Raw genomic sequence first — 24,852 nt, 5'->3', positions numbered from 1 at the left:
ACGTACCAGTCAGTTCACGGTGATGTACGACGACGAGGGGCGGGTGCGTAAATGTGTGGATGAGCCACGCACCGTGCATCAAGCCGGTACGTACCGCCTCAGTAGGCCCTCGCGACGATGGCGACGTTACCCGGCGCGTCATCGGCGTCCGGCACCGCCCCGTCCTCGGTGATCAGACACCGGACCGACACGGACCGCTCCGCGAGCGCCGCCTCGCCCTCCGGCCCCAGGTCCGCCCACCGGATGCGGGCCCAGCCGCCCGCGGCCGCGGCCTCGGCGGCCTCCTCCATGGTCGCCACCTCCGTGGTGCGCGCCTTACGGCGCTCACGGGCCTGCCGCAGCAGCAGCGCCTGGTCCTCCTCCAGGACCTTGGGCAGCAGCTCCGGCAGCAGTTCGGCACGCACCGGCTCCTTGCCGCCGGGGATCCGCCGGGCCACCATCGCGGTGCCGCCCTCCAGGTCGCGCGGGCCGACCTCGACCCGGACCGGCACGCCCTTGAGTTCCCAGTCGACCGCGCGCCGGCCGAAGGGGGTGTCCGTACGGTCGTCGACATGGACCCGCACGCCCGCCGCGGTGAGCAGCTCGCCGATCTCGCGGACCTTGGCGAGCACCGAGTCGTCGCCCTTGATCGCCAGCACCACGACCTGGATCGGGGCCAGCCTCGGCGGGATCCGCAGGCCGTTGTCGTCGCCGTGCATCATCACCAGCGCGCCGACCATCCGGGTCGTGCTGCCCCAGGAGGTCTGCCAGACCAGCTCCTGCTCGCCGTCCTTGGACAGATAGCTGGTGTGGAAGGCCCGGGCGAAGTTCTGACCGAGCTCATGGCTGGTGCCCAGCTGCAGCGCCTTGCCGTCGCCCATCATCCCTTCGAGGGTGAGGGTGTTGAGGGCGCCGGCGAACCGCTCCCGGGCGGTCTTGCGGCCCAGCACCACGTCCATCGCCAGGACGTCCTCCATGAACCGGGCGTAGACCTCGCGGTGGATCCGGGCGGCGAAGTCCCTGGCGTCCTCGTACGACGCGTGCGCGGTGTGCCCCTCCTGCCACAGGAACTCGGTCGTCCGCAGGAACAGCCGCGGCCGTAGCTCCCAACGCACCACATTGGCCCACTGGTTGATCAGCAGCGGCAGATCGCGGTAGCTCTGCACCCACTTGGAGAAGTACTCGTTGACGATCGTCTCGGAGGTGGGCCGGACGACGACCGGCTCCTCCAGCTCCTTACCGCCGCCATGGGTGACGACCGCGAGCTCCGGCGCGAACCCCTCGACGTGATCGGCTTCCTTGGCCAGATACGACTGCGGGATGAAGAGCGGGAAGTACGCGTTCTGGACGCCGACCGCCTTGATGCGGGCGTCCATGTCCTGCTGCATCCGCTCCCACAGCCCGTACCCATACGGTCGGATCACCATGGTGCCGCGCACCGGGCCGTTGTCGGCCAGCTCGGCCTTGTTGATCACATCCTGGTACCAGCGGGGGAAGTCCTCCGACCGCGGGGTGAGCACGGGAGTCTTGGCCATGGCGCCGATCGTACGGCGGCGGGGTACCGAACTGTGAATCAAGCAAAAACGAGCCGATCAGTGCCGGCCATCGCCCGCCACCGGCCGCCGGCCCGGCGGAGGTCAGGGGGCGGTTCGGGAGCGAGACGTACGCACAGGTGCGCGGGGGCGCACAAAGGGGGCACGCAAGCACGGCCGTGAAACCTCTGGACGCGGGGACGGATGCGGAGTTCCCTGGCATTTGGGGGTGGGACGTCACACCGCACAACGGCGGATGTGACACCGAATCTGACGACGGCACTGCTCTTCGCTGATTGGGGCCCTTTCGATGACATTTACGCTCGTACAGCGGCATCGCCCGCACCCCTCCTCGTCGCGAACGACGGACGCCCACGCTCGCACCCGCGACTGGGCGGAGATCCAGGAGCGGATGCTGGTCCCGCTGTACGAGGCCGTGTACGAACGGCTGGACGTCGGCGCCGGGACCCGACTGCTGGGCCTGGGCTGCGGCTCCGGGCTCGCCCTCCTCATGGCGGCCGCGCGCGGCGCCACGGTCTGCGGGGTGGACACGGACGAGCGGCGCCTGGACCTCGCGCGCGAGCGGCTGACGGCCGTGGGCGCGCCGGGCGGCCCGGCACTGCCCACCCGGCTGGGCCTCGGCGGCCCGGAGAGCCCCTGCGTACAGGAGGCCGCGGCGGAGTCGGCCTTCACGGTGGTGACCGCCTTCGAGCCGCTGTCGGCCCTGGGCGCGGCGGGCCCCGGGGCGGCGGTGTCCACCCTCGCGGCCGCCGCGGCGCGCACCGAACGCGGCGGGGCCGTGGTGCTCGCCGGATGGGGACCGCCGGAGCGCTGCGCCACCTCCGGGGTGCTGCGGGTGGGCGACCGGCTCGCCGATCCGATGGACTCCCCCAGCCACCACCGGGAGGTGCCCCCTCCCGCCCGCTGGCGGCCGTGCGGCCGCGACGACCTGGAGGAACTGGCCGCGCCGGCCGGGCTGCGGCCCGACGGATCGGGCCGGGTGGCCTGCCCGTTCGGGTACGCCGACATGGACAGCGCGGTGCGCGGGCTGCTGTCGACGCGGCTGTTCGACGCGGCGGAGCAGGTCACGGATCCGATCCAGGTCCGCAAGGAGATCACCGAGGCGCTCCATCCGCATCAACGCGCGGACGGCACGGTGTGGATGCCGAACGTCTTCCGCTATCTGATCTGCCGCGTCTGAACGGGACCGTCACGTAAGGCCCCTGACGGTGTACGCAGGGGCCTTACGGTTCGTTCGTACGGGGACGCCTCGGGGGCCGGGGCGGCTCAGCCCATGAACTTCTTGAACTCGTCGGGGAGTTCGAAGTCCTGGCCGTCCTGTCCGGCGGGCAGCCCGAACGCGCCGCCCTGCTCGCGGCGCGCCGCCGCGGCCTGCTCATCGGCCTTGCGCTTCATGGGGTTGCCCGAGCGCTGCTTGCCCTTGGCCTTCTTCTGCTGCTTGCCCTTGCGCTTGCCGCCGCCACCGACGCCCGGCATACCCGGCATCCCGGGCATCCCCGGCATGCCGCCCTGGGCCATCTTCGACATCATCTTGCGTGCGTCGAAGAACCGCTCCACCAGGTTCTTGACCGCGCTCACCTCGACGCCGGAACCGCGGGCGATACGGGCGCGGCGCGAGCCGTTGATGATCGTGGGGTCCTGGCGCTCGCCCGGGGTCATCGACTTGATGATGGCCGCGGTGCGGTCCACTTCCCGCTCGTCCAGGTTGTTGATCTGGTCCTTCATCTGGCCCATGCCCGGCAGCATGCCGAGCAGCTTGGAGATGGAGCCCATCTTGCGGACCTGCTCCATCTGCGCCAGGAAGTCGTCGAGCGTGAACTCCTTGGGGCCCTTCGCCAGCTTGGCCGCCATCTTCTCGGCCTCTTGCTGGCTGAAGGTCTGCTCGGCCTTCTCGATCAGGCTGAGCATGTCGCCCATGCCGAGGATGCGGGACGCCATGCGGTCCGGGTGGAACGCGTCGAAGTCGTCCAGCTTCTCGCCGTTGGAGGCGAACATGATCTGGCGGCCGGTGACATGCGCGATGGACAGCGCGGCACCACCGCGCGCGTCGCCGTCCAGCTTGGAGAGCACCACACCGTCGAAGCCGACGCCGTCGCGGAACGCCTCCGCGGTGTTCACCGCGTCCTGGCCGATCATCGCGTCGACGACGAAGAGGACCTCGTCCGGGCTGACGGCGTCGCGGATGTCGGCGGCCTGCCGCATCAGCTCCTCGTCGATACCGAGGCGGCCCGCGGTGTCGACGATCACGACGTCGTGCTGCTTGGTCTTGGCGAACTCGATCGAGTCCTGCGCCACCTTGACCGGGTCGCCGACGCCGTTGCCCGGCTCGGGGGCGAAGACGGCGACGCCGGCCCGCTCCGCGACCACCGAGAGCTGGTTGACGGCGTTGGGGCGCTGGAGGTCACAGGCGACGAGCAGCGGGGCGTGGCCCTGGCCCTTCAGCCAGCGGCCGAGCTTTCCGGCGAGCGTGGTCTTACCGGCACCCTGCAGACCCGCGAGCATGATCACGGTCGGCGGCTGCTTGGCGAAGCGGAGGCGCCGCGCCTCGCCGCCGAGGATGCCGATCAGCTCCTCGTTGACGATCTTGATGACCTGCTGGGCGGGGTTGAGCGCCTGGGAGACCTCGGCCCCGAGGCTCCGCTCCTTGACCTGCTTGATGAACGACCGGACGACGGGCAGCGCCACGTCGGCCTCGAGCAGGGCGATCCGGATCTCGCGTGCCGTGGCGTCGATGTCCGCCTCGCTGAGGCGTCCCTTGCCCCGGAGGTTCTTGAAAGTCGCTGCGAGGCGATCGGAGAGGGTATCGAACACGGTGGTCGCGAATCCTTCGGTCGGATGTCGGGTCGGTGGTCGGCCTCCAAGGGTATCCGCCCGTCGCGGGAACGGTCTGCCCCCGGGCGTGCGACGTCCGGGCGGGGTGTCTTCCCCCACCCCGCCCCTTCCCGAACCGGGGCTGCGCCCCGGGCCCCGTTCCGGGGGCTCCGCCCCGGACCCCGCTCCTCAAACGCCGGAGGGGCTGGGGAGTCTCAGGTGTCGGACGGGCTGGTCAGTGCTCGCTCCACCTTCTGAGCCACCTCGGCCGCTCGCATGGGCTTCAGGGGGGCGCCGGAGTTGTCCGTGACATAAAACGCATCCACGGCGTTGGCGCCGAGGGTGGAGACGTGGGCGCTGCGTACCGCGACGCCGGTGTGCTCCAGGGCACGGCCGATTCGGTGCAGCAGGCCGGGGGCGTCCTGGGCGCGGACCTCGATCACGGTGGCGAGCTGGGAGCCGCCGGGTGCGACCGTCACCCGTGGTGGCGGGGCGTGCACGCCGCGGCGGCGGGGGTACTTGCGGTAGGCGGCCTCGCGCTCGGCCAGGCGGGCGACGATGTCGAGCGAGCCGTCCAGGGCGCGGAGCAGGTCGTTCCGCAGTCGGGCGGCCTGTGGCAGCGAACCGTACTCGGCGGCGACCCGCCAGCTCAGCAGCAGCACCCCGGCCGCCGCGCCCGCCGCGTCCAGCTCCGACGGCAGTTCCAGAGCGCGCAGGTCCGCCGCGCGCACGGTAAGGCGGTGCAGGGCCAGGACGCCGGCCGCTGTGTGCAGGACGCCGGGCTGGTCGGGGACGGCGATGAGCAGTTCCACGCCGATCGGCTCGGGGGCGGTGCTCTCGTCCTCGGGACGCCCTTCGGCGGCGGCCGTAAGGAGGCCGTCGGTGAGGAGGCCGCCCGTCTCGCCCGGTGCCAGCGCCTCGGAGCGTGCGTGCAGGGCCAGTACCGGGCCGCCGGTGCGCCATGCCTCGATCGCGAGGCGTTCCTGTTCGGCCGTCGTCTGCTGCGGGGTGGACCAGTCGTCGGCGGGTTCGCCCGCGAGCACTGCCGCGACCCGCTTGACCAGGTCGGCGACGAGGGAGCCGCGCCAGGCGCTCCAGGCCGCGGGGCCGGTGGCGAGCGCGTCGGCCTCGGTGAGGGCGTGCAGCAGTTCCAGGGTGGTGGCGCCGCCGACGGCCTCGGCGACCGAGCGCACCGTGGCCGGGTCGTCCAGGTCGCGCCGGGTGGCGGTCTCGACGAGCAGCAGATGGTGGCGTACGAGGGTGGCGAGGACCGCGACGTCCGCGCGGTCGAAGCCGATGCGGGCGGCGACATCGCGGGCGATGGTCTCCCCGGCCACCGAGTGGTCGCCGGGCCAGCCCTTGCCGATGTCGTGCAGCAGGGCGGCGACCAGCAGCAGATCGGGGCGGCCGACCCGGCGGCTGAGCGCGCTGGCCCGGACCGCGGTCTCGACCAGATGCCGGTCCACGGTCCAGCGGTGGACGGCGTTGCGCTGCGGACGGCAGCGCACCCGCTCCCAGTCCGGCAGCAGCCGGGTGATCAGTCCTTCGGCCTCCAGGGCCTCCCACACGCCGACGGTGGACTCGCCCGCGCCCAGCAGCGTGATCAGTTGCTCCCTGGCCTCGGGCGGCCACGGCACGGGCAGCGGCCGGGCGGCGGTGGACAGCCGCCTTACGGCGTGCGGCGACAGCGGAAGTCCGGCCTGGGCGGCGGCCGCGGCGGCCCGCAGGGTGAGCACGGGGTCGCGGTCGGGGCGCGCGGTGCGGGCCAGCACCACCTCGCCGTCCTGTTCCACGACGCCCTCGGCGAGCGGGCTGCGCTCCCCCGCGTCCGCGGCGCCCCCACGGCCGCCCGAGCGCCCGCCGCGGCCGCCGAGCAGTCCGCGCAGCCGGGGCCGGGCGGCCGAGCGGGCGCGCAGCACCCGCTCGACCTCGCGCCAGGTGACATCGCTCGCGTAGGAGATGACCCGGGCGGATTCGTAGATCTGGCGCAGCAGGGCGTCGGCGTCCAGCAGCCCGAGGGCGGCCGCGACCTGGTCCTGCTCCTGGAGCGCGAGGCGGTCGGCGGCGCGGCCGGTGGACAGATGGAGCGCGTCGCGGGCGTCCAGCAGCCGCCGCCGCGCGTCGTCGAGGCCCTCGCGGGGCGCGTCGGCGAGCCAGGAGGCGGCGATGGCGCGCAGCGCGGTGGCGTCGCGGAGCCCGCCGCGGGCCTCCTTCAGGTCGGGTTCGAGCAGGAACTGCAGCTCACCGTGGCGCTCGGCGCGCTCCTGGCACAGCGCGTGGAGTTCGGGCAGCCGCCGGGGGGCCTGGGCGCGCCAGTCGGCGAGGACGGTGGTGCGCAGATCGGCGGTGAGCGCCTGGTCGCCCGCGATATGGCGTGCGTCGAGCAGGCCGAGCTGGACCTTCAGATCCTCGGCGGCGGTCGCGCGGGCCTCGTCGGGGGTGCGCACCGAGTGGTCGAGGGCGAGGCCCATGTCCCAGACCGGGTACCAGAGGTGGTCGGCGAGCGCGGCGAGCGCCGAGCGGTCGGCGGAGCCGTCGTGCAGCAGCAGCACATCGAGGTCGCTGCGCGGGGAGAGTTCGCCGCGTCCGTAGCCGCCGACCGCCACCAGGGCGACGCCCCGGCCGATCCCGGCGGTCTGCGTCCCGCCGGTGAGCAGCGCGGCCAGCCACTGGTCGGTGAGTTCGGCCAGGGCGGAACGGCGCGGCGGCCCGGACCGCGACCCCTCCTGGAGGAGTCGCAGCCGGGCCGCCGCGTAGCCGCCGGGCCCCGAGTCGGTGGTGTCGGTCGTGGTCTCGAGGCTTTCCGTCAACTCGGCTCCCTGTCAGCGTGCGACTGGTTGTCCGGCTCGTGCCGGGCCCTTGGAGGGCGGCCGGGCCCCGGCCCTCGGAGGGCGCCCGGGCCGCGGCCCCCAGCGAGCGTCCCGGCCCCGGCCCTCAGAGGGCGTCCGGGCCGCGCTCCCCGGTGCGGACCCGGACGGCGGTCTCGACGGGGACGCTCCAGACCTTGCCGTCCCCGATCTTTCCGGTGCGCGCGGCCTTGACCACGACATCGACGAGGTCATCGGCGTCCTCGTCCTCGACCAGCACCTCTATGCGCACCTTGGGCACCAGGTCGACGGTGTACTCCGCGCCCCGGTAGACCTCGGTGTGGCCACGCTGACGGCCGTAGCCGCTGGCCTCGGTGACGGTCAGGCCCTGGACGCCGAACGCCTGCAGCGCTTCCTTGATCTCGTCGAGCCGGTGCGGCTTCACGACTGCGGTGATGAGCTTCACGCGTCCACCTTCTTGTTGTGCGGCTTCTGCGGCGCGGACGCGCCGGTCGCGGCGGGCACCGTACTACGGGCGGATCCGCCCACCGCGCTGAAGTCATAGGCGGTCTCGGCGTGGAACGCCTGGTCGATGCCGCCGAGCTCCTCGTCCTCACTGGCCCGGAAGCCGATGGTCACGTCGATGAGCTTGGCGAGGAGCCAGGAGACGACGAAGGAGTAGAGCAGCACCGTGAAGGCGCCGAGCGCCTGCTTGCCCAGCTGGGCCGCGCCGCCGACGCCGTCGGTGGCCAGGACGCCGACCAGGAGGGTGCCGATGAGACCGCCGACCAGGTGCACCCCGACCACGTCGAGCGAGTCGTCGTAGCCCAGCTTGTACTTGAGGCTGACGGCCCAGGAGCAGACGACACCGGCCACCAGGCCGATCACGATGGCGCCCCAGGCGTTCACCGCCGCGCCCGAGGGGGTGATGGCGACGAGGCCCGCGACCGCGCCGGAGGCGGCGCCCAGCGTGGTGAACGCGCCGTGCCGGATGCGCTCGTAGGCGAGCCAGCCGAGCATCGCGACACCGGTGGCGACCTGGGTGTTGAAGGCCATGTTGGCGGCGGTCCCATTGGCGGCGAGGGCGGAGCCGGCGTTGAAGCCGAACCAGCCGAACCACAGCAGACCGGAGCCGAGCATCACCAGCGGCAGGTTGTGCGGGCGCATCGGGTCCTTCTTGAAGCCGATGCGCTTGCCCAGCACCAGGGCCACGGCCAGGCCCGCGGCCCCCGCGTTGATGTGGACCGCCGTGCCGCCCGCGAAGTCGATGACCTCCTTCTTGAACAGCCAGCCGTCGGCCTGCCAGACCCAGTGGGCCACCGGGAAGTAGACGACCGTGGTCCACACCGTGATGAACAGCGCCCAGGCGCCGAACTTGACGCGGTCGGCGACGGCTCCGCTGATCAGCGCGGGGGTGATCACCGCGAACATCAGCTGGAAGAGCGCGAAGGCCAGGACCGGGATCGCGTCGGGCTTCTCGCCCCACAGCGACGTCGGCTCGATGCCCTGGAAGCCGATGTGGTCGAGATTGCCCAGCAGCCCGCCGCCGATGTCATCGCCGAAGGTGAGCGAGTAGCCGAACAGCACCCACAGCAGCGAGACGACACCGAGCGAGATGAAGGACATCATCAGCATGTTCAGGGCGCTCTTCACCCGCACCATGCCGCCGTAGAAGAAGGCCAGGCCGGGGGTCATCAGCATCACGAGCGCGGCGCTGATCAATACGAACGCGGTATTTGCGCCATTCAATGTGGACGTCTCCTCGAAACGACGGCCCGTGCGGGCAGGACATCGGGGGCCGGTATTCGCCTCGAGGTTGGCGCAGCACCGTTTCAGCCGATGCCGCCCGATGTTTCACCACAGTGACGAAGGCCGCGGGAGTGTTACGTGCCGATGAACCGCGGCTGTCAGGGCGGAGCCCTCCGTTACCGTGTCGCAACCACCGCCGGGACCGCTCAGACGGCCTGGCCGGGCCCTGCCGCTCCCGGGGTGTCGGGCATGAGGGTGGCCAGCCGCTCGCCGAGATCGGCGATCTGAGGCACGTCGCCGAAGTGACGCACCGCCGTGTCCACGGTCTTGCGCAGCCGGTTGTTGACCCGCTCCGAGCGCACGCGCTTGGCGAGCGGCAGCGCCTGGCCTGCGACCTCGGCGGCCTGCTCGGGCTCCTTCTGGAGGAGATGGACGGTGGCCATGCCGATCAGGTTGAGCGCATACGAACGCTGGGGGCCCGCGTCGTTCTCCGTCTCCTGGCCGAAGAGCTTCACGGCCTGGCGCATCACCGGGTCGGCCATCTTGGCGTAGGTGGGGCTGCGGCCGGCGACATAGGCGAGATCGCGGTAGGAGTGGGCGTTCTCCGCGTTGAGCTCGGCCTCGGAGAAGAAGCGGATCCAGTCGGGGTCGCCGTCGCCCTTGGCGCAGTCGGCGAAGGTGTCCTCGGCCATCTTCACCGCGCGGTGGCATTTGCTGGGCTGGCCCATATTGGCGTAGGCGCGGGCCTCCATCGCATACAGCATGGCCTGGGTGCGCGGGGTGGCGTTCTCCCGGCTGCCGTACTGCGCGAGGTGGATCAGCTCCAGCGCGTCGTCGGGCCGGCCGACGTGGATCATCTGGCGGCTCATGCCGGAGAGGATGTACGAGCCGAGGGGGCGGTCCCCGGACTCCTTGGCGGCGTGGAGGGCGAGCACGAAGTACTTCTGCGCGGTGGGCTGGAGCCCGACGTCATAGCTCATCCACCCGGCCAGCTGGGCGAGCTCGCCCGCGACCTTGAACAGCCGCCGGGAGACCGCCTCCGGATGGGGCTCCTGGAGCAGGTCGGTGACCTCGTGCAGCTGGCCGACCACCGCCTTGCGGCGCAGCCCGCCGCCGCACTGGGCGTCCCAGGCGCGGAACATCACGATGGTGGACTCCAGCAGCTCGAGCTCCGGCTCGGAGAGCCGGGAGACCCGGCGCGCGCGCCCGCCGTCCGCCGCCTTGGCGCCGCCGGGCTGTCCGCTCGTGGAGGGCACCAGCCAGCGCTGCATGGGCTCGATGAGGGCGGGGCCCGCGGACAGCGAGAGCGAGGTGCCGAGGAAGCCGCGGCGGGCGAGCATCAGATCGCTGCGGGAGAACTCGCCGATCAGCGCCACCGTTTCGGGCCCGGCCCAGGGAAGATCCACACCGGACACGGACGGTGACCGGTGGACGGCGCGCAGCCCGAGGTCCTCGATACCCACCACACAGCCGAAGCGCTCGGAGAACAACTCCGAGAGAATCTGCGGAATCGGCTCCCGGGGCTGCTCGCCGTCCAGCCAGCGGCGCACCCGCGAGGTATCCGTGCTGATGTGGTGGGCGCCTAACTGCCGTGCCCTGCGGTTGACTTGGCGCGCCAGCTCCCCCTTCGACCAGCCGCTGCGCACGAACCACGACTGCAGTTGCGCATTGGGGCGCTTCCCAGCACCGCCGCCGCTGTCGTCCACCCGGAACGCCCCCATCCCACGAATCTTCCCGAACCGCCACCAGAATGCCTTCTGTCACGGTCAGTTGTCCCCGGGATGCGACGTATCAACCGTCCCGACAGGGAACCGCCTCATGCCAGGGGCATGTACCGATCCGTACTCCGCCCGTCGTCAGCTCGCGTTCGAGCGAGCACCACATCCAGGGACTGCGCACTGAAAGTAATCCTACGATCACGCCCCCGGCGAGGCGGTTCCCGAAAACGCCACCATTCGCCACCCCTTCGAATGAACCCGGTTGCCGGTTCGCACGATTCACTTGACACCGGGGCGACGGGAACAGGTGAAGGGGTGCAAGCAGGGGCGCACGGGTCGCGCCTCACCACCTCCGTCACATCGGAGCGCACTCTGCCGCGCCTCGTCGGCGACGGAGCGTCATCGCGACGTTCCGGTTCGTAACCATCCAGAGCGGAACCCGTTGGAGGGGGCATGGGCTTCACGATCGGCGGCAACCGGGACATGCGGTCCGGCTCACGGCGCCGCGGCCGTACGTCCGAGTCCACGACGGTGGCGGAGTACACCGGTCTGTGGGGCTGGGACGTAGTACCGGGCGCGCGGGCGGCACGGAGCTCGGGGGGCGGCAGAAACGAATGTTCATGCGGTGACCACGGCTGTCCCTCCCCCGGCGCGCATCCGCTCTCCTTCGCCCCCGGCGTCCCGGCGGGCGCCACGCTCGACGCCGCCACGGCCGCGTGGGAGCAGGTCCCCGGGGCGGCCGTGCTGCTGCCCGTGGGCCGCTCGTTCGACGTCCTGGAGGTCGCGGAGTACGCGGGCGGACACGCCCTGGTCCGGCTGGAGCGGATGGGGCTGCCCCTCGGCCCGGTGGCCGTCACCCCGCACGGGCGCGCCCAGTTCTTCGTCGCCCCCGGCGCCGCCGCCGAACTGCCCGAGCTGCTGTACCGCATGGGCTGGGACGACGCCGACCTCGATCTGCGCTGTCTGGGCCCGGGCGACCACATCACCGCCCCACCCTCGGACCTCGGCGGCCTCGGACCGGTCCGCTGGCTGCGCCCGCCGACCCTCGACACCGCGGGCCGCCCACCGCACGCCCGGCTGGTCCTGGGCACCCTCGCCTATCTGAGCCACCGGGCCGGGGCCTGAGGGAGCGCTCTCCTCTTGCGCGAGCGCCCGTACGCGGGCTCTGTTTAGCCGAGCGCCCCGTACGCGGGCGCACCGTACGCGAGCGCTGCGTACGCGAGCGCTGTGCCCGTATGCGGGGCGCCCCGTGCGCGGGCGCTGTGAAAGCCGTACGCGAACGCCGGACGGGCCGGGAGTCGACCCCGGCCCGTCCGGCGCGATACGGGTGATCCCCCACCACGGCCTCAGCCGCCGATCAGCGCGTCGACGAACGCCTCCGGCTCGAACGGCGCGAGATCGTCCGCGCCCTCGCCCAGCCCCACCAGCTTGACCGGGACCTTCAGCTCACGCTGGACCGCGACGACGATGCCGCCCTTGGCGGTGCCGTCCAGCTTGGTCAGCACGATGCCGGTGATGTCCACGACCTCCGCGAACACCCGCGCCTGCACCAGGCCGTTCTGCCCGGTCGTGGCGTCGAGGACCAGCAGCACCTCGTCCACCGCGCCGTGCTTCTCCACGACCCGCTTGACCTTGCCCAGCTCGTCCATCAGACCGGTCTTGGTGTGCAGCCGCCCGGCGGTGTCGATCAGGACGACATCCGCGCTCTCCGCGATGCCCTCCTTCACCGCGTCGAAGGCGACCGACGCCGGGTCACCGGCCTCCGGACCCCGGACCGTACGGGCGCCGACCCGCTCGCCCCAGGTCTGCAGCTGATCGGCGGCGGCCGCGCGGAAGGTGTCGGCCGCGCCCAGCACCACGGACTTGCCGTCGGCGACGAGCACCCGGGCCAGCTTGCCGGTCGTGGTGGTCTTACCGGTGCCATTGACGCCGACGACCATGACGACGCCCGGCTTCTCCTCGCCGTTCGCGCCCACACCGCTCTCGGTGTGCACCGAACGGTCGGCCTCGGTGCCGATGAGGCGCAGCAGCTCCTCGCGCAGCAGAGCGCGCAGTTCCTCGGGGCTACGGGTGCCGAGCACCCGGACGCGCTCCCGCAGCCGCTCGACCAGCTCCTCGGTCGGAGCCACACCGACGTCGGCGGTCAGCAGCGTGTCCTCGATCTCCTCCCAGGTCTCGTCGTCGAGGTGCTCCCGGGACAGCAGCGTCAGCAGCCCCTTGCCCAAAGTGGTCTGGGAGCGGGACAGCCGGGCGCGCAGCCGGACCAGCCGGCCGGCGGTCGGCTCCGGGACCTCAAGCGGCGGGACCTCGGGCGGGGCGGCCGCGGGTGCCTCCGCGGCCGGGGCCTCGGTCCCCGGAAGGTCCACCTCCTCGATGGTTCTGCGTGGTTCCTCACGCGGGGTTTCGGCCTCCTCGCCGACGTGCGGCTCGGCGGGCGGCGCGGTGACGGTGGGGCTGCTGGGCGGGGGCGGGGGCAGCCGCTTCTTCTTGCGGCCGCTGATCACGAGCCCGCTGATCGCGGCGACCGCGACCACAGCGATGACTACGGCAAGGATGAGGTATTCCATAACGCCCCCCAGTATCAGCCACGAGGGGGAGCGAGTCATTCGCCTCCCAGCCCGGCCTGCCGGGCGCGCACGATCGCCTGGGCGCGGTCGCGCACTTGGAGCTTGGCGAAGATCGAGCCGACGTGATTGCGCACCGTCTTGTCGGTGACCACCAGCCGCTGGGCGATCTGCCGGTAGCCGAGACCGGCCGCCAGCAGGTCCAGCACCTCCCGCTCCCGGGCCGTCAACGTCGGGAACGCCTCCTTGGCGGACGCCGAACCCGAGGCGCCGACCAGCGCCCCGAGCCGCTCCGCCATCCGCGGGCTGAACACCGCGCCGCCCCGCGCCACGGTGTGCAGCGCCCGCAGGATCTCGTCCCGGCCCGCGCCCTTGAGCAGATAGCCGCGGGCCCCCGCGCGCACGGCGGCCAGCAGACTGTCGTCGTCCTCCGACATCGTCATGACCAGCACCCGGATCTCGGGGTGATCGCACAGGATCCGCCGCGTCGCCTCCAGACCGGACCGGCCCGGCAGCCCGAGATCCATCACCACCAGATCCGGACCGGTGCGCACGGCCTCGGCGATCGCACCGTCCGCGCAGGCCGCCTGACCGACCACGGCGAACGCGTCATCGAGATTGACGGCGGCGGCCAGCCCCTCACGGAACAGGGGATGATCGTCCACCAACAGCACCCGCCACTGCGCCACGCTCTACAGCTCCCTTCTTTTTTGGGGCTCGGTTCGCCTCCGGGGCGCTCCAGTCGCTGTCGACGGTCGACCGTGCTCGGTCGCCCACGCGGCGGAGCCGCATATCGATCGCAGCCCTCGCTCCCTGCGCGCGCTCTCCCCTTCGACAGCGACGCGCCCCTTCGGCTCTCTCGCCGGAAGACCCCAGCGCCCAATGCGCCAGGGCACCCTTCGACCCGTCTTACTTGCCGCTGGGAGGTCCCCGGCCGGTAAGGCCAAGCGTCCGGAATCTGTACGGCACCCCGAGACCCCACGCCGCCTAAGGCGCCCGGCTCATCGGTCTGCTCGTCTTGAGCAGCGCCCGGCACGCCTCGTGGCCCGTGGGCTTCCGGTGCTCCTCGGGGTTCCCGTGTTCGCCCGGTCCGGCGAGCGGCAGTACCGCGTGCACGACCGTGCCGGTCGCCGATCCGGCCACCGAGCAGGAGCCGCCGATCTCCTCGGCCCGTTCGGTGACCGACGCGAGACCCACACCGGGCACCGCGGTCTCGCGCAGCCCGCTCCCGTCGTCGGTGACCTTGACCTCCAGGGTGTCCGGGCCCGCGGTCAGCTCGACGCTCACCTGGCGCGCCCTGGCGTGTCGTACGGCGTTGGTCAGCGACTCCGCCGCGATCCGGTACGCGGCCGTCTCGACGCCGGGCGACAGCGGAGGCAGCGCCGCGGGGCGGCTGGCCACGCTGACCCGTAGTCCGGCGACGCCCAGCCGGTGCGCCAGGTCCCGGACCGCACCGGCCAGTCCGCGCTCGGCCAGCGCGGCAGGGGCCAGGCCCGCGGTGATCCGCCGCACCTCGACCAGGGCCTCGGCGAGCGTCTCGGCGGCCTCGCACAGTTGCGGGGTGGCGGGGTGGCCGGGCGGACAGGAGGTCTGCGCGATGTCCAGGCGCAGCCTTACGGCGGCCAGTTGGGGGCCGAGTCCGTCGTGGATCTCCCGGCGCAGCCGACGGCGCTCCTCTTCGCGCGCGAGCACCAGCCGCTCCCGGGCGGCCTGGGCCTCCTCGGCCAGGCGCAGCGCGGCGAGCGCGGGGGCGGCCTGGTCGGCGAGGAGGGAGAGCAGTCCGCTGTCGCGCTCCGCCGGGGTGCCGGAGCCGTCGCGGGAGACCTCCAGGCGGCCGACGGTGCGGCCGTGGTGGCGCAGCACGAACGTCTGGACCGGGCCGGTCAGCTGGGCCCCCTCGGAGGCCAGCCGCCGGGGCCCGGCGCGGGTGTCGACGCTGACGGCGGCGCCGGATACGCCGAGGTCCTCCACGGCGCTGCGGCAGATCTGCTGGGGCACCTCGCCGGGGTGCGGTGCCTGTTGCAGCCGTACGGCGAGGGCGCTCACCGCTTCGTGCGGGCGGGCCCGGGGCCCGTAGAAGGCGCGCTCGACGCAGAGGGTGAGCCAGCGGGCGCTGGGCCGCAGGCCCCAGCCGAGTACGAGGGCGCATCCGGCGGTGACGGTGGTGGCCCCGCTTCTTACGGAGGGGAGTCCGGCCTGGACGGCGACGACCGCGCAGACCACGACGGCCGCCAGTGAGGTGAGCACGAAGGCGCGGGCGAGGCGGTGGCTGGTGGAGCGGTCCAGCCGCCATATGCCGGTGCGGGCGACGCCGAGGCAGATCGCGGCGGCCCATACGGCGCTGCCGATGGTGCGGGCCACGATGGTGGGCACGCCCTCGCCCCACTGGGAGAGGAGGAGTGAGACACAGGCGGGATAGGCGGTGGCCAGCAGTGCCCAGTCGCGCCGCTCGGCGCCGCGTGAGAGGGCGGCGCGGCAGCACAGGGCGGCGGTCACGGCCGCCGCGACGCTGCGCAGCACCCAGGGTTCGGCCTCGGCGTAGGTGTCGAGGTGGTCGAAGGCCCACTGGCCGCCCGCGGTGGCGAACGCCGGGTTGAGCACGGAGCCCACCCGGGGCTCGCTGATCAGCCACAGCCCCGCGTACCCCAGCCAGTAGCCGGACGCGCCCATGCTGATCACCCACCACTGCCACCGGCGGCGCCCGCCCCGGGGGAACAGCCACAGCGGCAGCAGCAGTACGGTCAGCGGGCGGCAGGCCATCTTGGCGGCGGCGAGCAGCAGGGACAGTACGGCGCCCGTGGTGCCCAGGTCGGCCAGGCCCAGCAGACCGGCCGCGGCCGAGGGCAGCAGCCACAGGCCGCCGGCCACCAGCAGGACGCCGCCGTAGCGCCGGGCCTCGCGCTCGGCCAGCAGCAGTACTCCGACGCCCAGCACCGGGACGCCCACGGCGACCCGGGTCAGCACGGTGGCGCCCCGGGGGTGGGGATAGGCGAGCGCGAGCCACTGGTCGTTGACCCTCAGCATCCCGGCCACCCATCCGGCCAGGACCACCACGATCAGCGCCGATACCCCGCCCGCGGCGCGCACGGCGCGGTCCTTCGGCAGTGCGGCATGTCGCATCTCAGCCGGCGGCCGGCCCGGCGGTCAGGGCGCGCGCCACGCGGGAGCCGCCTCTGGCCCACAGCGTGACGTAGTTGTCGTTGCGGCCGGGTCGGCACTTGTACTCGTCCCACTTGTGCCGCTCGATGCCCGCCTTGCCCGCGCGCTTGCAGGCCGCGGTGGTGTCGTAGTGCCCCGCCTCCCGCCAGGCGGTGTCCTCGGACGTGGCGGCCGGGGAGGAGGCGGTGGCGGGTGAGGCGGCCGCGGTCCACACGACGGCCCCGGCGCTCAGGCCGAGTGCGATCACCGTGCGGATTCGGGTAGGGCGCATGGTCGTTCTCCTTGGTCTCGCCCGAGCCCTACCCGCCGCCGCGGCCGTGAAAGTGCGCGGTTGCCGCGCCCCACCCGAACCGGTGACCTCCTAGCACCCCCGTTCCGTATCCCGTCGGCGGCGCCGGGGCCGGATGCTCACCACACGAGCACCAGCACGGCGACGGCGATCGTCTCGGCCTCTTCGTAAGGCAGTCCGAAGCGCATCAGGGCGAGCATGATGGGCTGCGCCGCCCAGACCTCCAGCGCGTCCAGGAAGTTGGCGAGCCGGTGTGCGTACCGGCGCACCATCGCGGTTTCGCGGGGGCTCAGCCGGCTGAGCAGCTTGGCCAGCAGTGCGCCCCCGTGGTGCAGGGCGGTCACCAGCAGCCGCTGCCGGATGAGTCGCGCGGCCTCGGGGTCCGGGGCGGCGCGGGAGAAGAGCGCGGCCTTGGCGGATTCCAGGTCCCCGGGGTCGCCCGCGGTCAGCCGGACCCGGACGATGAGGTCGTCGATGTCGGCCGCGGTGATGAGTGATTCCCCCGTGCTGATGGTCACGCACCCCTCCTCAGTTGGCGTTGTGGGCTGCGGCCCATGGGGCGGGCCGACTCTTACGATCGGCCGCCCCGCGTCCCAGGCACATGAGTCATCCGTCCCGGCCATGCCCGGTCGGTGGACCGAACGGCCCAAGCGGGTGGCGATTTGACGGCCCGTCAGCTACGGTCCGGCTGCCGCATCCGCGACGAAGGAGGACATCCGCCATGCCCGTCACGGTCGTACGCCTCAACCTCGTCGATCCCGACGCGACCCCGCGCAGCCTGTCCGAGCGGTACCGCGCCGCCCTCGAAATGGCGTCCTTCGCCGATGAGCGGGGCATCTCCACCCTCCAGACCGAGGAGCACCACGGCTCTCCCGACAACTGGCTGCCCGCCCCGCTGCCCTTCGCGGGCACGCTGCTGGGCGCCACCCGCCGGATCACCGTCACCCTCTCGGCGCTGATCGCGCCGCTGTACGACCCGCTGCGGCTGGCCGAGGACCTCGCCGTGCTGGATCTGGCCAGTGGCGGGCGGCTGATCACGGTGGCGGGGATCGGCTACCGGCCGGAGGAGTACGCGGCCCAGGACAAGGACTGGAAGCGGCGCGGGGTGCTGCAGGACGAGGCGCTGGAGACGCTGCTCGCGGCCTGGACGGGTGAGCCCTTCGACTACCGGGGCCGCACCGTCCGGATCACCCCGCGCCCGTACACCCGGCCGCATCCGCCGCTGCTGGTCGGCGGCAGTTCGCAGGCGGCGGCCCGCCGGGCGGCCCGCCTCGGCCTGCCGTTCTTCCCGAGCGCGCATCTGCCGGAGCTGGAGGCGTACTACCACGCGCGGCGGGCGGAGTACGGCACCGAGGGCTGGTGTCTGATGCCCCCGGCGGCCACCCCGCTGCTGCATCTGTCCGAGGATCCGGACCGGGCCTGGGCGCGGTACGGCAGCCATCTGCTGTACGAGGCGCGCAGGTATGCCTCCTGGCAGCAGGGCACGGTGCGCTCGGCGGTGCGTTCCCGGGCCGAGGACCTGGCGGCGCTGCGCAGCGAGGGCGTCTACCGCATCGTCACCCCCGAGGAGTGCGTCGCGTACGCGGCGGAGGGCGGCGAGCCGGCGAGCCTGGTGCTCCATCCGCTGTGCGGGGGGATGCCGGTGGAGGAGGGCTGGCGGTCCCTGCGGCTGTTCGCGGAACGAGTGCTGCCCCGCCTCAAGGACTGAGGCGGGGCAGTTCTCCTGTGCGAGGAGTGGGCGGCGGGGGGGTTAGCCCATCTCCTCCAACGCCTTGCCCTTGGTCTCCGGCACCCACTTGAGGATGAACGGGATCGAGAGCAGAGCGAAGGCTGTGTACATGACGTACGTGGCCGACAGGTTCCATTCCGACAGGCTCGGGAAGCTGGCGGTGATGGCCCAGTTGGCGATCCACTGGGCGGAGGCGGCGACACCGAGGGCCGCGGCGCGGATCTTGTTCGGGAACATCTCGCCGAGCAGGACCCAGACCACCACACCCCACGAGAGGGCGAAGAAGAGCACGAAGGCGTGGGCCGCGATCAGCGCGAGGACACCCTGGGCGTGCGGCAGCTTGCCGTCCACCAGGTGCGCCGAGAAGGCCCAGGCCACCAGGCCGAGGGAGACGGCCATGCCCACGGAGCCGATGAGCGCGAGCGGCTTGCGGCCGATCCGGTCGACGAAGATCATCGCGATCACGGTGCCGAGGATGTTGATGATCGACGTGGTGAAGGAGTAGAAGAACGAGCTGCTCGGGTCGACGCCGACGGACTGCCACAGCGTCGAGGAGTAGTAGAACGCCACGTTGATGCCGACGAGCTGCTGGAAGACCGAGAGCCCGATGCCGATCCAGACGATGGGCAGCAGACCGAACCGGCCGCCGAGGAGGTCCTTGAAGGTGGACTTCTCCTCACTGCGCATGGCCCGGTCGATCTCGGCGACCCGCACATCGAGGTCCACGGTCTTGCCCTCGACCTCTTCGAGGACCTGCTTGGCCTGCTCGGTCCGGCCGGCGGCGATCAGGAAGCGGGGCGACTCGGGGATGGCGAAGGACAGCAGCCCGTAGAGGACGGCGGGGATGACCATGACGCCGAGCATCCACTGCCAGGCCTCCAGGCCGGCGATCTCGCCGCGCTGGTCGCCGTCGGCGAGGTTGAGGATGCCCCAGTTGACGAGCTGGGAGATGGCGATGCCGACGACGATCGCGGCCTGCTGGAACGAGGCGAGCCGGCCACGGTAGGCGGGCGGGGCGACCTCGGCGATGTAGGCCGGGCCGATCACCGAGGCCATGCCGATGCCGATACCGCCGAGCACCCGCCACATCGCCAGGTCCCACAGCGAGAAGGGCAGCGCCGAGCCGACCGCGCTGATCGTGAAGAGGGCGGCGGCGATCTGCATGACGCGGATCCGGCCGATCCGGTCGGCTATCCGGCCCGCGGTGGCGGCGCCGATGGCCGAGCCGATCAGGGCGATGGCCACGACCTGGGCAAGGGCCGCGGAGCCGATGTCGTACTTGCCCCGGATGGCTTCGACCGCTCCGTTGATCACCGAGCTGTCGTAGCCGAAGAGAAAGCCACCCATCGCGGCGGCGGCGGTGATGAAGATGACATGGCCGAGGTGGTCCGGCTGGGCCTTGCGGCCCTCGGCTCCCTCTGCCTGCACGGTGGTGGACAACGTGAACTCCTGACGCCCGTCCGGCAACGCTGCCGGACGTGGGGGGACGGCTGGCCCTTCCAGCGGAGGCTGCTGAGGCGTCGACCACCACTTGAAGGTAAAAGCAACGTTGCAGAGACTATTCCTTCAAGTTTCGAAGTCAATAGAGTGTGACGAAGAAGTCGTTCCAGCACGGCGACATGCAGCAGCATGTCTTGACTTCAAGTATTGAATCGGTCACCGCAAGCGCTGACTGATGACCTTTGAGACGCCGTCACCCTGCATGGAGACGCCGTACAGCGCGTCGGCGACCTCCATCGTCCGCTTCTGGTGCGTGATCACGATCAGCTGGGAAGCCTCCTGCAGCTCCTGCATGATCCGGATCAGCCGCTGCAGATTGGTGTCGTCGAGCGCCGCCTCGACCTCGTCCATCACATAGAACGGGCTCGGCCGCGCCTTGAAGATCGACACCAGCAGGGCCACGGCGGTCAGCGAGCGCTCACCGCCCGACAGCAGCGACAGCCGCTTGACCTTCTTGCCCGGCGGCCGGGCCTCCACGTCCACGCCCGTGGTCAGCATGTTCTCGGGGTCGGTCAGCACCAGCCGCCCCTCCCCGCCCGGGAACAGCCGTGAGAAGACGCCCTCGAACTCGCGCGCCGTGTCCCGGTAGGCCTCCGTGAAGACCTGCTCGACCCGCTCGTCGACCTCCTTGACCACCTGGAGAAGATCGGCCCTGGTCTTCTTGAGGTCCTCCAGCTGCTCGCTCAGGAACTGATGCCGCTCCTCCAGCGCCGCGAACTCCTCCAGCGCCAGCGGATTGACCTTGCCGAGCTGCTGGTACGCGCGCTCCGCGGCCTTCAGCCGCTTCTCCTGCTGCGCCCTCACATACCGCACCGGCTGATTGCGCGGATGCTCGCCCGCGGCTGAGCCGCTATCGGATGCATTCTCCGGCAGCACCTCCCCTTCCGCGGGAAGGGACGGCGGGACGAGCTGGTCGGGGCCGTATTCGGCGATCAGCCCGGCCGGTTCGACGCCCAGCTCCTCCAGCGCCTTGCTCTCCAGCTGCTCGATCCGCATCCGCTTCTCCGCCCCCAGCACCTCGCCCCGGTGCACCGAGTCGGTCAGCTTGTCCAACTCGCCCTTGAGGTCGCGCCCCAGGCCGCGGGCGGCATCCAGCTCCCGCTCGCGCTCGGCCTTGGCGCGCTCGGCGGCGTCCCGCTCCTGCCCGGCCCGTACCAGCGACACCTCGACATGGGCGAGCAGCTGACGGGCGCCGGAGGCCACGGCGGAGGCCACCTGGGCCTCATGGCGCAGCCGGGCGCGCAGCTGCTCGGCGCGGGCCCGGGCCTCGCGCTCGGCGCGCGCGCCCCGGTCGAGCGCGTCGGCCCGCCCCGCGAGCCCCTTGACGCGCTCCTCATGCGTACGGACCTGGAGCCGCGCCTCCATCTCGGTCTGCCGGGCGTTGGCACCGTCGGCCGCGAGCCGGTCTCGTACGGAGGTGTCGGGCTCCTCCTCACCCGGTTGCTCCTCGGCCACCGCCAGCCGCTCGGCCAGCTCCTCCGCCTCCTCGGTCGCCCGCTCCAGTGCCTCCTCGGCCCTGGTGACGGCCGCGGCCGACCGCTCGGCCTCCCCGGCGGCCCCGCGCGCCTGCCCGGCCAGCCGGCCCAGGGACTGCGCGACCCGCGACTTCTCCCGGTCCGCCGCGCTCCGGCGGCCCGCCAGCTCCTCGACCAGCGCCAGGCACTCGGCCCGCCGCTCCTTTGCCGCGCGCTGGGCCCCGGCCAGCTCCTCGCACCGTACGGCGAGCCGCTCGAGCTCCGCGGCCGCCTCGTCGACGGACGCCTGCACCTCCAGCAGCGAGGGTGCCCCGGCCGACCCGCCCTGTGCGAAGTGCGCCCCGAGCAGATCGCCCTCGGCGGTCACGGTCGTCAACTCCGGCCGCCGCGTGAGCAGTTCCTCGGCCTCCTCCAGGGTCCCGACCACCACCATGCCGTCGAGCAACCGCCTTACGGCGGGCAGCAGCTCCGCGGGCCCGGCCACCAAATCCGCCACCAGCGGGGAGACTTCGGTCACCGCGGCCTTACCGGGCTCATCGCGGGTGACGGCCCCCTCGGGTGCGCCACCCGTAACGCTCGCCTCTGCCCCGGCGGGATACGGCACCCGGGCGGAAGCGGCCGAGGACGGCCCAGCGACGGCGGCGACCGTGGCACCGGGCTCCCAAGCGGGTGGGGCGCCGTCAGACGCCGCATGGGGATCGCGGCCCTCGTCCCCGGACGCCTCCGGCCGCGTCCCCGGCACCACGGGCCGGTCCGCGCCGGGCCCTACGGACGCGCTCGCGGCACCCGTGCCGCCCCGGCTCGCGGCGTCGGCACCCGGCGCGCGGCTGCCCGGGGCAGCACCGCCGGGCGACGCCCCCGCGGTATCGGCGACGGCCTGTGCGGACCCCGAGGCCGCACCCCAGGAGTCCGCTCCGCCGTGCCGAGAGCCGTCGTCGGAACCGGAGGACCCGGCTACCGGACCGTCCGGGGACCGCGTGCCCGGTACGGCGACGGCCCCGTCACCCGCGCCGGCAGAGCCACCCGCCCGGCCGCCCGGCGCCGATTCACCGGAGGCGGCGTGCGGGGCGCCGGGACCGCCCGGCTCCGAGGCGGCGGCCGGGGGCCCCGCGGGGCCGGAGGCGGCCGTGGTCAGGTCGGGGGCGGCCGTGGTCAGGAGAAGAGCGGCGCGGCCGGCGTCGTCGGCGCGCAGGAGGCGGATCGCCTCGGCCGCCGCGCGGGGGCCGGTGACGGCGATCGCGTCGGCGGCGGCGCCCAGGGCCGCGGCGACGGGGACCTCGAAGCCCGGGGTGACGGTGAGGAGTTCGGCGGCGGGGCCCAGGAGTCCGCCGAGGCGGTCGGCGGCGGCCAGCAGGGCGCCCGTGCCGTCCTTACGGCGCAGGCCGAGGGCGAGGGCGTCATGGCGGGCGGAGGTCGCGGCGCGCTCACGCTCGGCGGCCGTCGCGGCCTCGCGGGCCGTGCTCAGCGCGGCCTCCGCCTCGGCCAGCTCGCGCTTGGCGGCCTCATGGCGCTCCGCCAGTTCCGCGTCGTCCGCGTCGAGTCCGTCGACCTCCGCCTTGAGCTGCTCGTACTCCTCCTGCGCGGCGACCGCCCGGGTCTGTGCCTCGTCGCGGGACGCGGCCAGCCGCTCGATCTCGGCGCGCGCCGAACCGGCCCGGCTGCGGGCCGCGTTCACCTGGCCCTGGAGCCGGGCGAGCCCTTCGCGGCGGTCGGCGATGGCACGGGCCACGTCCTTCAGACGGCGCTCCTCGTCGGCCAGGCTGCGCTCCAGCTCGGCCCGGTGCGCCACGGTGTCCTCCAGCGCCCGGCTCGCCGCCTCCAGGGCGGCCTCCAGCTCGGCCTCCTGCTCCCGGATGCGGGCCGCCTCGCGCTCCATGTCCTCCGGGTCACGGCCGCGCCGCTCCTCCCCGGGGGCGGAGGTGGCGCTCTTGACCCGCGCGTCCGCCAGGCTGATCGTGCCGCGCACCCGCTCGGCGAGCTGCGAGAGCTCGTACCAGGTCTGCTGGGCGTCCCGGAGCCGGGGCGCGAGCTGCCGCACCTGCTCCTCCAGCGCCGCCTCGCGCTGCTGGGCCCCCCGCAGCTCGGCCTCGGCGGCCTCCTTGCGCCGCTTGAGCTCGGCCTCGTCGGCGATCTCGGCGCGCAGCGCCTCGCGCAGGGTCACCAGGTCGTCGGCGAGCAGGCGCAGCCGGGCGTCGCGCAGATCGGCCTGGATGACGGCGGCCCGCCGGGCCACCGCGGCCTGCCGGCCGAGCGGCTTGAGCTGGCGGCGCAGCTCGTCGGTGAGGTCCTGGACGCGTGCGAGGTTGGCCTGCATGGCGTCCAGCTTCCGCAGCGCCTTCTCCTTGCGCTTGCGGTGCTTGAGGACACCCGCGGCCTCCTCGATGAAGGCGCGGCGGCCGGTCGGGTCGGCGTGCAGTACCCCGTCGAGCTGGCCCTGCCCGACGATGACGTGCATCTCACGGCCGATGCCGGAGTCGGAGAGCAGCTCCTGGATGTCCAGCAGCCGGCAGGTGTCCCCGTTGATCTGGTACTCGCTGCCGCCGTTGCGGAACATGATCCGCGTGATGGTGACTTCGGCGTAGTCGATCGGCAGCGCGCCATCGGCGTTGTCGATGGTGAGCGAGACCTCGGCGCGGCCGAGCGGGGGACGGCCGGTGGTCCCGGCGAAGATGACGTCCTCCATCTTGCCGCCGCGCAGGGATTTGGCACCCTGTTCGCCCATGACCCAGGAAAGGGCGTCCACGACATTGGACTTGCCCGAGCCGTTGGGGCCGACGACGCAGGTGATCCCCGGCTCGAACCGGAGCGTCGTGGCGGAGGCGAAGGATTTGAACCCTCGCAGGGTCAGGCTCTTGAGATGCACGCCATTGGACTCTACCCGCCACCCCTCTTCCGGCACCGTCCCGTGACGGTGGCGCCGCACTCCCGTCCCGGCTTTTTCTCGGTTTCAGCAATGATCGGTTTCACCACTGGGAGAGAGGGGCACATCAGTCGGTAAGGGTGGCTCGGAGACCACTTGGGAGACGACGAAGGGACGCCGAGGCGTCCCTTGAAGATTCTCAAGCGGCTGACGATGCAGCCCGACCGGCCCTTGGGCTGGGTCAGGCGAGCGCAGGCTCCGCCTGGGATACGTCGATGCTTTCGAGCAGCGAGTCGCCGTGGTGGTGAGCGGCGGCGGACAGTGCGTCGTTCTCGGCCTGAATCCGGACGAGCTCGGATTCAAGATCCTGGACGCGCTGCTGTAGCCGTCGCATCTCGGCGAGGACTCGGGGGTCGGAACCGCCGACGTAACCGAGAAGCGCCTTTGCCATGATGGATGGTCCTCCACACTGAGTGACCGACCGAAGCGGTGTGGGTCGTGAGGGATTTGCACCCGCGATGCTTGCCGAAATTACTACCGTGCTGCGCGGCAAACAGTTAAGGTGCGCGGGGCTTCCAGCGTCTCACCAATTGGTTTGAGGGTCAACACGATCACATGCCGACGGGGCCGCAAGGGCCGGGAGCACACGGGCGGCGAAC

At 72.5% G+C, this 24,852-nt stretch carries 17 protein-coding genes; 3 read left to right on the top strand and 14 right to left on the bottom strand.

Going from position 1 to position 24,852, the window contains the following annotated elements; genetic code table 11:
* Positions 1–98: 98 nt before the first annotated feature.
* Positions 99–1,514, bottom strand: a complete 1,416-nt coding sequence (gene proS, locus BLV72_RS24950; RefSeq protein ID WP_093464963.1) for a proline--tRNA ligase — start codon at positions 1,512–1,514, stop codon at positions 99–101.
* A gap of 307 nt (positions 1,515–1,821) precedes the next feature.
* Here proS and BLV72_RS24945 point away from each other — a divergent pair, with 307 nt between their 5' ends.
* Positions 1,822–2,712, top strand: a complete 891-nt coding sequence (locus BLV72_RS24945) for a methyltransferase domain-containing protein (protein WP_093464961.1) — start codon at positions 1,822–1,824, stop codon at positions 2,710–2,712.
* 86 nt (positions 2,713–2,798) lie between these two features.
* On the opposite strand, the gene ffh is transcribed toward BLV72_RS24945, so the two are convergent.
* The 5 genes from ffh to nsdA all read right to left on the bottom strand — a co-directional run bounded on the left by ffh (position 2,799) and on the right by nsdA (position 10,620).
* On the bottom strand, positions 2,799–4,343 hold the full coding sequence (ffh, locus tag BLV72_RS24940) for a signal recognition particle protein (RefSeq protein WP_093464960.1): 1,545 nt from the start codon (positions 4,341–4,343) through the stop codon (positions 2,799–2,801).
* 215 nt (positions 4,344–4,558) lie between these two features.
* Complete coding sequence (locus BLV72_RS24935) at positions 4,559–7,153, bottom strand: [protein-PII] uridylyltransferase (protein ID WP_093464958.1); 2,595 nt, start codon at positions 7,151–7,153, stop codon at positions 4,559–4,561.
* A gap of 124 nt (positions 7,154–7,277) precedes the next feature.
* Entirely contained in the window at positions 7,278–7,616 is a 339-nt protein-coding gene (locus BLV72_RS24930; RefSeq protein ID WP_014055184.1) for a P-II family nitrogen regulator, read from the bottom strand.
* Positions 7,613–8,899, bottom strand: a complete 1,287-nt coding sequence (locus BLV72_RS24925) for an ammonium transporter (RefSeq protein ID WP_093464957.1) — start codon at positions 8,897–8,899, stop codon at positions 7,613–7,615. Before BLV72_RS24925 ends, BLV72_RS24930 begins: the two co-directional genes overlap by 4 nt.
* 206 nt (positions 8,900–9,105) lie before the next feature.
* On the bottom strand, positions 9,106–10,620 hold the full coding sequence (gene nsdA / locus BLV72_RS24920) for a transcriptional repressor NsdA (RefSeq protein ID WP_093464956.1): 1,515 nt from the start codon (positions 10,618–10,620) through the stop codon (positions 9,106–9,108).
* Positions 10,621–11,070: 450 nt separating this feature from the next.
* Here nsdA and BLV72_RS24915 point away from each other — a divergent pair, with 450 nt between their 5' ends.
* Positions 11,071–11,742 carry a bifunctional DNA primase/polymerase gene (locus tag BLV72_RS24915; RefSeq protein ID WP_093464955.1) on the top strand — a complete coding sequence of 224 codons (672 nt, stop codon included), beginning with the start codon at positions 11,071–11,073 and terminating at the stop codon, positions 11,740–11,742.
* A gap of 221 nt (positions 11,743–11,963) precedes the next feature.
* On the opposite strand, the gene ftsY is transcribed toward BLV72_RS24915, so the two are convergent.
* From ftsY to BLV72_RS24890, 5 genes are all read right to left on the bottom strand, one after another.
* A complete protein-coding gene (gene ftsY, locus BLV72_RS24910) occupies positions 11,964–13,184 on the bottom strand; it encodes a signal recognition particle-docking protein FtsY (protein ID WP_093464954.1) in 1,221 nt (406 codons plus the stop codon).
* A gap of 35 nt (positions 13,185–13,219) precedes the next feature.
* Positions 13,220–13,870 (bottom strand): response regulator, encoded by a 651-nt coding sequence (locus tag BLV72_RS24905; RefSeq protein WP_093464952.1) that lies wholly within the window; start codon positions 13,868–13,870, stop codon positions 13,220–13,222.
* Positions 13,871–14,168: 298 nt separating this feature from the next.
* Positions 14,169–16,268, bottom strand: coding sequence for a sensor histidine kinase (locus BLV72_RS24900; protein WP_093470526.1), 2,100 nt, complete (start codon positions 16,266–16,268; stop codon positions 14,169–14,171).
* Positions 16,269–16,302: 34 nt separating this feature from the next.
* Positions 16,303–16,611, bottom strand: a complete 309-nt coding sequence (locus BLV72_RS24895; RefSeq protein ID WP_093464951.1) for a hypothetical protein — start codon at positions 16,609–16,611, stop codon at positions 16,303–16,305.
* A 137-nt stretch (positions 16,612–16,748) separates the two neighbouring features.
* Entirely contained in the window at positions 16,749–17,147 is a 399-nt protein-coding gene (locus BLV72_RS24890) for a hypothetical protein (RefSeq protein ID WP_093464949.1), read from the bottom strand.
* A 203-nt stretch (positions 17,148–17,350) separates the two neighbouring features.
* On the opposite strand from BLV72_RS24890, the gene BLV72_RS24885 reads away from it, so the two are divergent.
* On the top strand, positions 17,351–18,337 hold the full coding sequence (locus tag BLV72_RS24885; protein ID WP_093464948.1) for an LLM class flavin-dependent oxidoreductase: 987 nt from the start codon (positions 17,351–17,353) through the stop codon (positions 18,335–18,337).
* 42 nt (positions 18,338–18,379) lie between these two features.
* Here BLV72_RS24885 and BLV72_RS24880 read toward each other — a convergent pair whose 3' ends face one another.
* From BLV72_RS24880 to BLV72_RS24870, 3 genes are all read right to left on the bottom strand, one after another.
* Entirely contained in the window at positions 18,380–19,798 is a 1,419-nt protein-coding gene (locus BLV72_RS24880; protein WP_093464946.1) for a sugar porter family MFS transporter, read from the bottom strand.
* A gap of 216 nt (positions 19,799–20,014) precedes the next feature.
* Positions 20,015–24,196 carry an AAA family ATPase gene (locus BLV72_RS24875; RefSeq protein ID WP_093464945.1) on the bottom strand — a complete coding sequence of 1,394 codons (4,182 nt, stop codon included), beginning with the start codon at positions 24,194–24,196 and terminating at the stop codon, positions 20,015–20,017.
* 238 nt (positions 24,197–24,434) lie between these two features.
* A complete protein-coding gene (locus tag BLV72_RS24870) occupies positions 24,435–24,644 on the bottom strand; it encodes a hypothetical protein (RefSeq protein WP_093464943.1) in 210 nt (69 codons plus the stop codon).
* Positions 24,645–24,852 lie beyond the last annotated feature (208 nt).

Origin of the sequence: Streptomyces melanosporofaciens, from assembly GCF_900105695.1 — a bacterium.
GTDB lineage: Bacteria > Actinomycetota > Actinomycetes > Streptomycetales > Streptomycetaceae > Streptomyces > Streptomyces antimycoticus.
This window is presented reverse-complemented; position numbering and strand designations above follow the sequence as displayed.

Excerpts from the sequence above, each read along its gene's own strand:
- proS (WP_093464963.1), bottom strand. The coding sequence starts at position 1,514 with ATGGCCAAGACTCCCGTGCTCACCCCGCGGTCGGAGGACTTCCCCCGC.
- BLV72_RS24945 (WP_093464961.1), top strand. The coding sequence starts at position 1,822 with ATGACATTTACGCTCGTACAGCGGCATCGCCCGCACCCCTCCTCGTCG.
- nsdA (WP_093464956.1), bottom strand. The coding sequence starts at position 10,620 with ATGGGGGCGTTCCGGGTGGACGACAGCGGCGGCGGTGCTGGGAAGCGC.
- BLV72_RS24915 (WP_093464955.1), top strand. The coding sequence starts at position 11,071 with ATGGGCTTCACGATCGGCGGCAACCGGGACATGCGGTCCGGCTCACGG.
- ftsY (WP_093464954.1), bottom strand. The coding sequence starts at position 13,184 with ATGGAATACCTCATCCTTGCCGTAGTCATCGCTGTGGTCGCGGTCGCC.
- BLV72_RS24895 (WP_093464951.1), bottom strand. The coding sequence starts at position 16,611 with ATGCGCCCTACCCGAATCCGCACGGTGATCGCACTCGGCCTGAGCGCC.
- BLV72_RS24885 (WP_093464948.1), top strand. The coding sequence starts at position 17,351 with ATGCCCGTCACGGTCGTACGCCTCAACCTCGTCGATCCCGACGCGACC.
- BLV72_RS24870 (WP_093464943.1), bottom strand. The coding sequence starts at position 24,644 with ATGGCAAAGGCGCTTCTCGGTTACGTCGGCGGTTCCGACCCCCGAGTC.